General features: G+C 63.6%; 8 protein-coding genes and 2 riboswitches. Of the genes, 4 read left to right on the forward strand and 4 right to left on the reverse strand.

The genetic code is table 11. The features are described 5' to 3' along the window. Positions 1-144: 144 nt before the first annotated feature. Genes JM946_RS04300 through JM946_RS31175 form a run of 4 tightly spaced genes read left to right on the forward strand, consistent with a single transcriptional unit; the run spans position 145 to position 5,255 of the window. A complete protein-coding gene (locus JM946_RS04300) occupies positions 145-2,448 on the forward strand; it encodes an ATP-binding protein (protein WP_203165898.1) in 2,304 nt (767 codons plus the stop codon). A gap of 57 nt (positions 2,449-2,505) precedes the next feature. Beyond that, a complete protein-coding gene (locus tag JM946_RS04305; protein WP_203165899.1) occupies positions 2,506-2,925 on the forward strand; it encodes a response regulator transcription factor in 420 nt (139 codons plus the stop codon). Continuing rightward, positions 2,915-3,364 carry a chemotaxis protein CheX gene (locus tag JM946_RS04310; RefSeq protein ID WP_203165900.1) on the forward strand — a complete coding sequence of 150 codons (450 nt, stop codon included), beginning with the start codon at positions 2,915-2,917 and terminating at the stop codon, positions 3,362-3,364. The genes JM946_RS04305 and JM946_RS04310 overlap by 11 nt, the downstream gene beginning before the upstream one ends. A gap of 55 nt (positions 3,365-3,419) precedes the next feature. Continuing rightward, entirely contained in the window at positions 3,420-5,255 is a 1,836-nt protein-coding gene (locus JM946_RS31175) for a TonB family protein (RefSeq protein WP_203165901.1), read from the forward strand. 8 nt (positions 5,256-5,263) lie between these two features. Here JM946_RS31175 and JM946_RS04320 read toward each other — a convergent pair whose 3' ends face one another. The 4 genes from JM946_RS04320 to JM946_RS04335 form a co-directional block, all read right to left on the reverse strand. Further along, positions 5,264-6,610 (reverse strand): NTP/NDP exchange transporter, encoded by a 1,347-nt coding sequence (locus tag JM946_RS04320; RefSeq protein ID WP_203165902.1) that lies wholly within the window; start codon positions 6,608-6,610, stop codon positions 5,264-5,266. An 87-nt stretch (positions 6,611-6,697) separates the two neighbouring features. Then, positions 6,698-8,155, reverse strand: coding sequence for a M16 family metallopeptidase (locus JM946_RS04325; protein ID WP_218042578.1), 1,458 nt, complete (start codon positions 8,153-8,155; stop codon positions 6,698-6,700). 17 nt (positions 8,156-8,172) lie between these two features. After that, positions 8,173-9,543 carry a M16 family metallopeptidase gene (locus JM946_RS04330; RefSeq protein WP_203165904.1) on the reverse strand — a complete coding sequence of 457 codons (1,371 nt, stop codon included), beginning with the start codon at positions 9,541-9,543 and terminating at the stop codon, positions 8,173-8,175. A gap of 124 nt (positions 9,544-9,667) precedes the next feature. Beyond that, positions 9,668-11,524, reverse strand: coding sequence for a putative Ig domain-containing protein (locus JM946_RS04335; RefSeq protein ID WP_203165905.1), 1,857 nt, complete (start codon positions 11,522-11,524; stop codon positions 9,668-9,670). Positions 11,525-11,744: 220 nt separating this feature from the next. Next, a riboswitch (cyclic di-GMP riboswitch) is annotated at positions 11,745-11,848 on the reverse strand. A gap of 116 nt (positions 11,849-11,964) precedes the next feature. Beyond that, positions 11,965-12,051: riboswitch (cyclic di-GMP riboswitch) on the reverse strand. Between the last annotated feature and the right edge of the window lie 299 nt (positions 12,052-12,350).

A 12,350-nucleotide genomic window follows, 5' to 3' on the forward strand; every position in this document is an offset into this window, starting at 1 on the left:
TCAGGGAGCGGAAAGACGGCAGTCTGGGAAGACGAAGCCTGCGCGGTTGTGACCGCTAACGGCTGAAGGGGCTGGCTTTCTGCGCATTCCGGCTTGAGGTAGGTCAGTCGCGGCCCGTGGGGCGTGCGGCCAAGGGGAAGGTACATGGGAATTCTTGATCTGGGTCGGTACAAAGGAATCGTATTCGCGATCACCGGCTTTCTGGTGTTCATCGCCATCATTCTGGCGGTGAACCACGGCAAGGCGGGCCAGTTCTCGGACAACGTCGCGGGCGTGCGCTTCCTCGAGAATCGGGCGAAGCAGCCGGGCGCCGTGTACGACATCAGCGTGCAGCTGGCCGAACGCCTGCGGCAGGGCGAAAAAATCGACGAAACGTTGAGCAGCCTGCAAAAAGCCGCCGCCGCCTTCGACAACTCCCTGAACAGCCTCGCCAACGGCGGCATGATCACCGACGCCAGCGGCGACGTGTTCGTGCTGCCGACCATGACCACGCCGGCGGCGGTCGAACGCCTCAAGAACGCCAGCAAGCTGTGGGACGGCTACAAGGCCAAGCTGAACCCGGTCATCAACTTCTCCGGTTCGCCCTACTACACGGCCCAGCCTGCGCCGGCTCCGGCCGCCGCCAACGGCAAAGCCCCGGCAGCTGCTCCCGCCGCGCCCGCGGAACCGACGGTTCAATACAGCCCGCGCGGACGTCGCCTGCAGGCGGCCCTGAACGATCTCGTTCAGTACGGCAACACCGCTCACGGCCAGCTGGCCAAGGTGATGACCGACCTGTCCGTGGAAGTGGAAGCTGCCAGCCGCACGGAAACCGGCACGCTACGCGCCATTCAGGTCGGCGGCATGGTTGCGGCCCTGCTGTTGCTGGGCGCGATCTTCCTGTTCTTCGCCCGCAACCTGCGTAAAGAAGAAGCCGCCTCGAACCGACAGCGCAAGGAAACCCAGGACATTCTGCGCACCGTGAACGAAGGCCTGTTCCTGCTGGACAAGGACCTCAAGCTCGGTAGCGAGCGCTCCATGGCGCTCAACGGCATCTTCCGTCGCGAAGACTTCAGCGACCTGACCTTCGACAAGCTGCTCAAGGACATCGTGCCGGAGAAGACCCTGAAGACCGCGATGGACTACGTCGCGCTGCTGTGGGGCGAGCGGGTCAACGAGAAGCTGGTGAAAACCATCAACCCGCTGAACGAAGTCGAAGTGCACTTCGACAATCCGGCCGGCGGTTTCGACACGCACTTCCTGGAATTCGACTTCAACCGCGTGAAATCCGAAGGCTCGCTGTCCCACCTGCTGGTGACGGTGAACGACGTGACCAAGCGCGTGATGCTGTCGCGCGAACTGCAGGATTCGCAGGAAAAGGCGCAGGCCCAGCTGGACCTGCTGTTGCGCATCCTGCACGTGGAGCCGGACAGCCTGACCAGCTTCCTCACCGACGCCGACGTGTCGTTGAAGATGGTCAACTCCATCCTGAAAGAGCCGGCCCGCGAGGAAACGGCGTTCCGCGCCAAGATCGACGGCATCTACCGTCAGGTGCACGCGGTCAAGGGCGAAGCGGCGGCGCTGGGCCTGAAGACCGTCGAGCAGCGCGCGCATGCCTTTGAAGAATCGTTGAACGACCTGAAAGGCCGCCCGTCCCTGTCGGGCAGCGACTTCCTGCCGCTGGTGGTGAAGCTGGACGATCTGTTCAACCACCTGGCGCAGGTCCGCGAGATGCTGAGCCGACTGGTCGATCTGCACCACGCCATCGCCAGCAAGCGCAGCGCCGGCGGCGAAGTCGCCGCCGAGAAGGTGGATCAGTGGCTTGCTGGTCAGGAACAGACGCAGATCACCAAGGCGCTGGTCGCGCCGCCGGCCGATGTCGCGGAAGCCACCGGCGCAATCGGCGGCCTGGAGCGCACCCTCGAAGACCTGGCCGCGCGCGTCGCGAGCAGCCAGTCCAAGCGGGTCAATCTGCGTTGCACGGGTCTGGACGCGGTGCCGGAGGCGTATCGTCGCGCCGTCAAGGACATCACCATTCAGCTGGTACGCAACGCCGTGGTCCACGGCATCGAGGAGCCGAGCGAGCGCGCCAAGGCCAACAAGGCCGAGACTGGCGCGTTGGCGGTTGAATTCTCACCGCGCGGCGCCGACGGCTACGAGCTGATCGTGCAGGACGACGGCCGTGGCTTGCAGCTGGATCGCATCAAGGAAGTGGCCGTGGAACGCGGCCTGATCACGCCGGCCCAGGCCGCGCTGCTGGATCCGCGCCAGACCATGGCGTTGATCTTCCGCCCTGGCTTCTCCACCGCCGACCGGGTCACCACCGACGCCGGTCGCGGCGCCGGCATGGATCTGGTGCGCATCCTCGTGGCCGAGCTGGGCGGGCGCGTCGGCCTGGCCTCGGCGGGCGGCAAATTCTCCAAATTCAAGATCTGGCTGCCGACGGCGCAAAGCGCCGCCGCCGCCTGATGCCTGGCTGGGACGGACCGGAAAACGACTGGATATCGAAGACTAAGAGGGACTGTAATGGCGAGCGCCAACGCTAAAGCTCAACCGTTGACGAACGGTAAGCTCAAGCTCATGATTTGTGACGATTCAAACATCATTCGCCGCAAGATCGAGCGAGAGCTGCAGATCGAGCGTCTGCAGGTCATCGCGACCGCGGCGAATGGGAAGCAGGCTGTCGAGGCCTTCCGCAAGGAGCCGGCGGACGTTGTCACCATGGACATCACGATGCCCGAGATGGATGGCATCGAATGCGTCGAGAACCTGGTGAAGATCAAGCCTGACGTTCTCATCCTGGTGATTTCCGCGCTCTCCGACAAGGCCACCGCCATCGAAGCTTTGAAGAAGGGGGCCAATGGCTTTCTGTGCAAGCCGTTCACGGATCGCCAGCTGACAGAAGCGCTCGAAGAGCTGCTGAGGGGCGCCGGCAATGATGACTAAAGTTGAGTTGGAAACCTTCGTCGAAGGCACCACGCATTATTTCGCGACCGCGGCCAATCAGCCCGCCTCGGTGGGCTCGCCCTACATCGTGCAGGAAGGCAAGCCGACCATCCAGGAGTTCACCGGCCTGATCTCCATCGCCGGTAAGCGTCGCGGCATCGTTTACTTCACCGCATCGCGGCCGATGCTCACGGTCATGCTGATGCGCATGGGCGAAACCGAGCTCACCCAGGAGAACATGTGCGACCTGGTGGGCGAAGTGGCCAACACCATCTCGGGCAACGCGCGCCGGGATTTCGGCAAGGACTTCATGATCTCGGTGCCGACCGTGGTGGCCGGCGAGCCGGAAAAGGTCGTCACGCCCGACAACATCCGCTCCTTCGTCATCCCGATCAACTGGCGCAGTCATTCGGCGCAGCTGGTCGTTTGCCTGGAGTGATCCGCCATGCCTGGTCGAAAGCGGCCGCGGCCCTTTCGATAGTCGAGATGATGACGTGCCCAGTACGCGGCCCGAAGATTTCCTTTCCACGGTCCGCACCACGGCGGCGCGGCCGGGCCAGGTTCTTGATGTCGTCGTACTGAGTTCGGATGCGACCCTGCTCGAGGCCCTGCGCTCCGGCGCCGGGTCCGAGCACGCACTCTGGGATGTTCCTTCCGCCGACGCGGCCGTCGACTATCTGGTCGGCGGTCGCTGCGACGTGCTGATCGCCGATGTCGGCACTCTGGGCGGCGCTGTGGCCGCGCTGATCGATCGCCTGCAGGCGCAATTTCCCGAGTTGATCTTCATGGCCACCGGCCGGCGGGAAGAGGAAGGCGCGGTCGCGTCCCTGCTCAGCAGCGGTCGTCTTTATCGGTTCTTGCACAAGCCGGTGTCGCCGGGGCGTGCTTTTCAATTCCTCAACGCAGCCACGCGTCGCTATAACGAGCTGGGCGATATTCCGGTCGCTCGACAATCGGTGCGGACCATTGCCGGCAAGCGCGCCCATTTCGGCAAGGTTGCGGCTGCCGCGGGCGGCATTGTCGCGGCGGTGGTCGCATTCGTGATCTGGCAATCGCGCGATCAGGGCCTGCCGGCGACACTGCAAACGACGCAGGTCGCGGACGCGCCAGTGGAGGATGTCGTCAAGTCGAAGCTGGGTAGCGCACAGATCGCCTATCTCAGCGGCAGGCTGCTCGATCCTCGTGGCGACAATGCATTGGAATATTATAGAGCGGTGCTGGCGCTGCAGGCGGACAACGCCGAAGCAAAAGCCGGCGTGCAGAAAGTCATCGACACACTGGAGCAGCGTGTCCTCAAAGGTTTGCAGGAACGCAATGCGCCTGGCGTGGTGAAGGCGTGGACGGCGTTGCAACGCGCGGCACCAGATCATCCCCGGTTGGATGCTTTGCGAGCGCAGCTGTTAGCGCTGTCTCGCACGGCGCCGGCGCCCTCGCCGGCTGCTGTCGCGAGCAACTCGCGGCCCACGCGCGCCGAGTCGAGCACGCAGGTTTCGGCTTCATCGCGTGCGGGCGCGGCCAGCTCAAATATTTCTTCGGCAGGGCCGGGCTCGGCACGTGGTGACGAAGTTGCGGCAGTTGTTACGAACGTTCCCGGGCCCGAGTTGGCTGCCGCTGATGTCGCCGAGCGCGAGCTGGCCGAGGCCATTGCACGCGAGCTCGCGGAGCAGGAAGCTGCGTCCAATGCGGCGTCGCTCGAGCAGGTCGCCGATGTTCCTGTCGAACAAGGTCCGTCGCTGGCCGAGCAGCTCGCCGCTGTCACCGCTCTCCGCGAACGCGGCGCGCTGATCGCGCCTGCTGGTAACAATGCGTTTGACGCGGTGATGGCGCTTCGCGAGCGTTATCCCGATGCGGAAGAAGTCCGTGGCGAACAGCAACGCCTCGCGTTTCTTTTGCTGGATCGTTCCAGGACGGCGCTGGCTGCAAACGACATCGATCAAGCTGCAGTAGCGATCGATCGAGCCAATACACTCGTGCCTGGCGCTCAAGCCGTGCGCGCCTTGCAGGAGCAGCTGTCGGCGGCTCGGGAGCAACGGGATTTCTACAGGAACGTCGCGGCCGCCGCGAGCTTGAAGCGTGTTCGCGAAGTACCGCCTGTTTACCCGCGCGAGGCCGCCCGCAAAGGCACCGAAGGCTGGGTGCAAGTTGAATTCACCATCGCGCCGGACGGCACGACCCAGGACTTGCAGGTTCGCGACTCCCAACCGGCGCAGGTCTTCGACAAAGCGGCCCTCGATTCAGTCAGCAAGTGGCGCTTCGAACCGATCCGCAGGAACGGCGCGCCAGTGGCCCAGCGCGCCATATTGCAAGTGAAGTTCGTAGTCACCGACTGATCTTCTGGTCAATGGGGCGAACCGGACGGTCGCACGGTCGCGCTCGCTGCCACGCGATCGCCTTGCAGCTTCTCTTTGTCTTCGAAGCGCCGGCCCAGCCACCAACCCAACCCAGCCCACAATGCCGCCACCGCCGCACCCAGCCAGGCCACGGCGGCGATACCGAACCCAGCTCCCGCGACGGCATTGTTCAATTGCGCCGACAACGCATCGGAGGCGCGATACACGGGCACATCCACCGTGTTCTTGGCTTTGTATTTGGTTTCTTTATCGAGCGGGCTCCACAACATCTCCCGGCCCGGTCGCACAAACGCATATTCCATTGCGCGGCGTGCGATCACGACCACCGTGAGCACCGCGAAAGCGCCCGACATCGCGAGCGCGCCGAAAGCGAAGATCATGATCACCGGCACGAAAGTGATGAGCGTCTTCACGCCGAACTTAGCGGCGATCCGACCGGTGAGGAAGATCTGCGATAGCACCGTCAGAGTCTGCACCACCCAATCGAAGCGGGCGAAAATCTGCGTGCGATTCTCCAGGTTTGGGAAGTGCTCCTCGACCATGCGCAGCTGTTCGAAATACAACAGCGTGTTCACGCAGGAAATGCCGACCACGAATAGCGCGATTCCGAGCACGTAGGGCGACTTCAGGATCAGCGGCACACCGGCAAAGGGATTGCCTCCGATCGGTCGATCTTCGGCTTTGGTGGTGGCGTCCGCGCGCTCCGACCAGACGCCCAGCAGGATTCGCTGGCAGAAGATCGCCACGACGAACAGCCCGGCGCCGAAGAACAACACGCCGCTGTTGCCGATGAGCGGCACCACCAGATCCGACACGAAGGGGCCGAACAGAGCGCCGGCGCTGCCACCGGCGGCGATCACGCCGAACAGGCGCTTGGTCTGCTGACGATCGAACAGCTCGAGCAGGAAGCTCCAGAACACCGACAGCAGGAACAGGTTGACCACGCTGATGAACACGTAGAAGAACTTGCCCGCCGCCAGGTTGATCGCATCCTGGCGCAGCGCCAGCCCGGTGATCACCAGCACCACCGCGACGATGCCGTACATCCAGGGCAGGAACATGCTGCGGCGGAACCGCGCCACCACCGCTCCATACAGCGGAATGATCAGCACCGAGACGATGGAAGTGATGATCCAGATATCGGCCAGCTTGTCGCGGCCGATGATGGTGCCGATGGTCTCGCGCACCGGTCGCACCGAGAAATAACCGCTCCACATGAAAAAGAACAGGAAGAAAGCGGCGACCACCGCCGCGGTCTCGGCCGGCTGGATCGGCGCGAGTCGCGACAGGAACCGGCCGAAGGGCGAGGATGGCGGCTGAGCAGGTGTATTCATGCAGTGGTTATTCTCGGTTCGCTGCTATGTTTCCGAAACGATCGTTCAATGAGGCCGCACTGTGCGCGACCGACGCCAACGCTCCGCTTACATGGCGCTGACAGGCTCGACCGCGCCGTACTTTTCCAGGACCTTGCCGAGCGCCTTGGCATCGCCCACCGCGACGATCTGCAGCCGCTCGCGGTCGTAGTATTTTTTCGCGACCCGCTGGATATCGGCCGGCGTGACCGCTTCGACCCGCTGGGGATAGGTATCCCAGTAATCGGCCGGTAGACGATAGATCTTCTGAGTCGCCAGATTGCCCATCAAGGCTTGCGGAGAGTCGAGCGAGAGCGCGAATCGCCCGATCAGTGCGCGGCGCGCATTGATCAGTTCCTGGCTCGAGACCGGTTCGCTGGCGATACGCTGCAGCTCCACACTCAACTCGTGCATTGCGCCCTCCGTGACCGCGGTACGCACATCGGTGCTGGCGACCACCACCCCTGGGAAAGTGGTTCCGGTAAACGAGCTATAGACCCCGTAGGTATAGCCCTTGTCCTCCCGAAGATTCATGAACAGTCGCGACGCTGGCCCGCCGCCGAGGATGTGATTCATGACCAGCATGGCGAAGTAATCGTCGTGATCCCGCTGGATGCCGAGCGCGCCCACCCACAGCGAGGTTTGCACCGAGCCCGGCCGGTCGACCAGCAGCACGCGCGCCTTGTCCGGACCTTTGGGCGGGGGCAGCGAGATCTGATCGAGCTCCGCTTTGGGCCAGTCGCCGAAGTGCCGCTCCAGTCTGGCCACCAGATCTTTCAGAGAGATGTCGCCGTGCGCGATCAGAAACCCGTTGTTGGGCGGATAGCGCGCCGCGTGGAACGCAGCCAGATCGGCGCGGCTCAGTTGTTTCATCACCGCTTCGCTCGGCACCACCAGTGCGCCGGGATGCTCGCCGTAGACGGCTCGCATGAACTGCTCTTGCGCCTGGAAGCTCGGATTCGCACGTCGAAGCTCCAGCTGCGCCAGGAAACGCGTGCGGAATTTTTCCAGCTCGGAGTCGGGGAAGGTGGGATTGCGAATCACATCGGCGACCAGCGCGATGGTCGGATCCACGTAATCGCTCAAGCCGGTCACCGACACGACGCTCTCGCCCGAAGCCGGGCCGGAGCTCGAGGACAGGCTGGCGCCAAGCGTCGCGAGTTGCTCGGCGATCTCGCGGCTGGAACGGTTCTTGGTGCCCTCACGCAGCAGACTTGCTGTGACCATCGAGACGCCGCGTTTGTCCGGCGGATCCGCCAGACCGCCGCCGTTGAACCACAGCTGCAGCGAGAACGTCGGCAGTTTGCGATCTTCCAGCAGCGACACGCGCAAGCCGTTCGACAGCACGGCCTCTTGAGGCTTGGGCAATTGCACGCGCAACGTCTGCGGATTGACGGGGGCTTTGCCTTTCAGCTCGACGCCTTTGGTCGAGGCGCCAGCGGGAGCGTCCGCCGGCGTTTGCGCAGCGGCCGGCACGAACATCAGCGCCGACAACAGCGCCAGCAGGAAATGTTTGGATGTAAGCATGGTCATAGCCTGCTCGCTTACGGTCCCGGGGTCGGGGTCGGAGCCGCCGCTGGCGCGGGCAGCGTCGTCAGCACGGTACGATTCGTGGGCTGCAAATATTTCTTGGCGACACGCTGCACATCCGCGCGCGTCACCGCTTCGATCTTAGCCAGACGCGTGTTGATCAAGTGTGGATCGCGGAACAGGATGGTGTAAGTGCCCAGGATTCTCGCGCGGTTCTGCGCACTGCGAATGCTCTGCAAATAACCCATGCGTGTGGCATTGCGCGCCTTCTGCAATTCCCAATCGGCGATGGGGTGTTCGACGATCCTGGAGATCTCCTCGTAGATCGCGGCCTCCACTTCTTCCGGCTTGCGATCCGGCCGCACCGTGGCGGTGATATAGAAACCGCCGGTGCCGATGCGCTCCTCGACGTAGCCGCCGATTCCGGTCACCAGCTCCTTTTCCTTGCTGATGGTCTGATACAGCCGCGAGCTGTCGCCGCTTTGGAGCACCGAGGACAGGACTTGCAGCGCCGCCTGATCCGGGCCGTTGCCGACATCGCCTTTGTAGCCGATGAGCAGTTGCGCCGCGCGCGCCAGCGGATCGGTCAGCGTCTCTCTACGCTCCGCCTTCTGCGGAGGATCGATCAGATCCACCGGTGGCGGCGCCGGTTGACGGGGGATGTCTTCGAAGTACTTGCGAATCAGCGCCAGCGCGTCGTCGCGCTTGAAGTCGCCGACCACCGAGAGCACGGCATTGTTGGGCGCGTAATAGATGCGAAAGAACTCGGCCACGTCCTCCACGCTCGCGGCGTTCAAGTCTTCCATCGAGCCGATGGTGGAGTGCTGATAACCGAAGTTGTCGTAGAACAGCTCGTCGAAGCGCTCGTACGAACGCCCGTACGGTTGATTGTCGACCCGCATGCGGCGCTCTTCCTGCACCGCCTGGCGCTGGTTGTCGAGCTTGGCCTGGGTGATTTCCAGCGAGCGCATGCGATCGGCTTCCAGGAACAGCGCGAGCTCCAGCTGATTGGCGGGCAGGGCCTCGAAGTACAGGGTGATATCGGCGCTGGTGGTGCCGTTCATGGAGCCGCCGTTGGTGAACACTTGATAGAAGTGCTCGCCGTCGCCGACGTTCTTCGAGCCCTTGAACATCATGTGCTCGAACAGGTGCGCAAACCCCGTGAGGCCGGGGCGCTCGTTGCGGGAGCCGACGTCGTAAGCGACGTTGACCGCAATCACTGGCGTGGTGCGATCCTCGACCAGCTGTACGCGCAGGCCGTTCTTCAACGTGTGCTCAGAAAAATCTACACGGACTGCCGCGGTGGTCGCAGCAGTTGCTGCAGCGACCGGAAGTAGTGCGAATGCAAGGCACAAACCGACGCCAGAAAACCACGCGCGCTGCATGGTGACCACTCCGTTACTCGCGCTGGGCGCGCGGACATCGATCGAGAATACCATCGATGGGCAATGAAAAAGGCCCGCCGGAGGCGGGCCTGGGAAGGTTTGCAAGGATTTCGCGGCTGCCCGGCTAAGGGATGGTCTTCATTCCCATGTTCGACACCGCGCTCTCGGCGCCCGTGCTGCTGTATGCCTTCACAGCGAAGTACCACGTGCCCGACGTCAGGTTGCTCACCGTGTAGGTCGACAGACCCGGGTTGGCGATCTGAATGGTCTGGTCGAGATTGTTGCTGTCGCGACCATACACGACCCGGTAACCGGCCAGGTTGGTCAGCGCCGAGCCATTCGTGTTCTGCGTCGGCGGCGTCCACGACAGCGTCGCACTCGTGGTGCTCGACTGGGTGACCGTGATAGCAAACGCGGGCAGCGAGCGCGTCGCGGTCCCATCGGTCACCGAGATCACGATGTTGGAGTAGGTGCCCGCATTCGAAGCGCTCGGCGTGCCCGAGAGCCGACCGGTGGTGGTGCTGAACGTAGCCCACGACGGCATGTTCTGAATACTGAACCGGAGCGTGTCGCCATTCGGATCGCTGGCGGTCGGCTGGAAGTTATAAGCAGTGCCCGCGGTCACGGTCGAAGCGGGCGTGCCGCTGATCGTGGGCGCAGTGTTGCTCGGCGCACTGACGTTGATCGAGAACGCTGGCAGCGTCGCAGACACACGACCGTCGCTCACAGTGATCGCGATGTTCGAGAACGTACCTGCCGTGGTCGGCGTGCCGCTCAACCGACCGGTCGCGGTGTCGAACGCCGCCCAGGTGGGACGATTCTGGATGGTGAAGCCCAGCGTGTCGTTGTCGGGATCGCTCGCGTTCGGCGTGAACGAGTAGCCCACACCGACGCTGCCTGTCGTCGCGGGCGAGCCGGAGATGGTCGGCGCACGATTCGCAGGCGCGCTCACGGTGATCGCGAACGCTGGCAGTGAAGTCGTGACGCGACCGTCGCTGACCGAGATGATCACATTCGAATACGTGCCCACGTCGCCAGCGGCCGGCGTGCCGCTCAAGCGGCCGCTCGCGGTGCTGAAGTTCGCCCAGCGCGGACGATTGGTGATGCGCCAGACCAGCGTGTCGCCGTCGGGATCGCTGGCGCTCGGCACGAAAGTATAGGTTCGCGTCGCCTGCACGCTGGTGGCCGGCGAGCCGCTGATAGTCGGAGCACGGTTGTCCGGACCGCGCACCTGGATTGCGAACGCCGGCAGGCTGCGCGTGATCGAGCCGTCGCTGACACTGATGACGATGTTCGAATAGGTCGCGATGTTCGCGGTGCCCGGTGTGCCGCTCAGCCGACCGGTCGTGGTGCTGAAGCTGGCCCACGAGGGCCGATTGGAAATCGAGAAACGCAATCGATCGCCATCGGGGTCGTTGGCCACCGGCTGGAAGCTGTACGGCTGATCCACCATCACCGACGACGCGGGCGTGCCCGAGATCGTGGGCGCGTTGTTGCCAGGTAGCGGCGTCTCGGTGCGGCCGCGCACGTGAATTCTGAAAGGACCGATGGAGCGCGTGTCACGACCGTCGGTAACAGTGATGGTGATCTCCTCGGATTCGCCAACGTGCGCATCGTCCGGCGTGCCGGTCAGCAGACCGGTCTCGTCGTTGAAGGTCGCCCACTGCGGCTGATTGGTGATGGTGTATTCGAGAAAGTCGCCGTCGGCGTCGCTGGCTACCGGCTGAAAGGTGTACATCTGACCCGCGGTCACGCTCGCATCCGGAGTGCCGTCGACTTCCGGTGGCTGGTTGGCCGGCGTCGGCAGCGGATCGCCGCCTACGGGATCGTCGCCCGAGCCGCCAGTCGCGGGCTGCTCGACCGCGTCTTGTATCGGGCCGCTATCGTCCGAGCCACTATCGAAACAGCCGCTCAACGAAGCGGCGATCAGCGCCAGCGTGGCTCGCTGTAGAAACGTGTTCCCGAAAATGGTTGGAATCATTGTTCGTACCTTGGCTTCGCGCGCGGCAACGACGGCCTGGCGACCGGCGCTGCGAGACGCAGCTGTTTTCTGGAGATGAGGCAGCCGTCGCGGCTAAGACGCGACTATCGAAGCGCAGGAAAAGGTGCGCGCGCTGAAGGCGCGCTATCGGCAGCTTGCTCAATGCACAATCGTGCGCGTGCACGCTCGCGAGGGGCTCTGCGAGCGAGACGTTAGCGATCGTGGCAACCCCGCTGTCGTGGGCGCGCAGCGCGTCATGCGCGGCGTGCCAGTAGACCGGAGGCTTTGCGTCCCCGCCTTTCGACGGGTTTGCCGATTTCACTCTCTGCTGCTCCCTGGTTCTCACAATCGTTCTGACCAGGGCGCGACGCTTACGGTCACGAAGCCAACGAGCAGGGGAAAAGAAGGAAGGATGACGGTTGGCTCGGCGGAGCGAGCTGGCCGGCAACCCCGCTATCCCCGGCTTGCGCCGTCAAGGACCGGAGGCTTTGCGTCGCCGTCTTTCGACGGTTATGCCCTGGTGATGTTGAGTTAAACCCAGGAGATTATGTTTTTGCAATTGTCGTTACCGGCCGACAATCCAAACAAAGCAACGGCCGTGGATGTCACATCGCGGTTACATAAGTCCGCCAGAATCCGGACGGCCCCGCTCTCGTTGAGTGCACATCGGAATATTTTCTGCGGGACAAAACCGCGGCCCGGGCACAGCGATGCCCCCCGCCGACAGAGGCGGCGGCGGAAAGAAAAACACGCCTTTACCCGGAGCACGGGCGCGTGACAGGAGTCCGATCGCTAGTCTTGGAACAAGAAAACGGCGACCGGATTG

Origin of the sequence: Steroidobacter gossypii, assembly GCF_016801985.1 — a bacterium.
GTDB classification, from domain to species: domain Bacteria; phylum Pseudomonadota; class Gammaproteobacteria; order Steroidobacterales; family Steroidobacteraceae; genus Steroidobacter; species Steroidobacter gossypii.

Bases quoted from the DNA above. Each gene is read 5' to 3' on its own strand.
- JM946_RS04300 (WP_203165898.1), top strand. From the start codon at position 145: ATGGGAATTCTTGATCTGGGTCGGTACAAAGGAATCGTATTCGCGATC.
- JM946_RS04305 (WP_203165899.1), top strand. From the start codon at position 2,506: ATGGCGAGCGCCAACGCTAAAGCTCAACCGTTGACGAACGGTAAGCTC.
- JM946_RS04310 (WP_203165900.1), top strand. From the start codon at position 2,915: ATGATGACTAAAGTTGAGTTGGAAACCTTCGTCGAAGGCACCACGCAT.
- JM946_RS04320 (WP_203165902.1), bottom strand. From the start codon at position 6,610: ATGAATACACCTGCTCAGCCGCCATCCTCGCCCTTCGGCCGGTTCCTG.
- JM946_RS04325 (WP_218042578.1), bottom strand. From the start codon at position 8,155: ATGCTTACATCCAAACATTTCCTGCTGGCGCTGTTGTCGGCGCTGATG.
- JM946_RS04330 (WP_203165904.1), bottom strand. From the start codon at position 9,543: ATGCAGCGCGCGTGGTTTTCTGGCGTCGGTTTGTGCCTTGCATTCGCA.
- JM946_RS04335 (WP_203165905.1), bottom strand. From the start codon at position 11,524: ATGATTCCAACCATTTTCGGGAACACGTTTCTACAGCGAGCCACGCTG.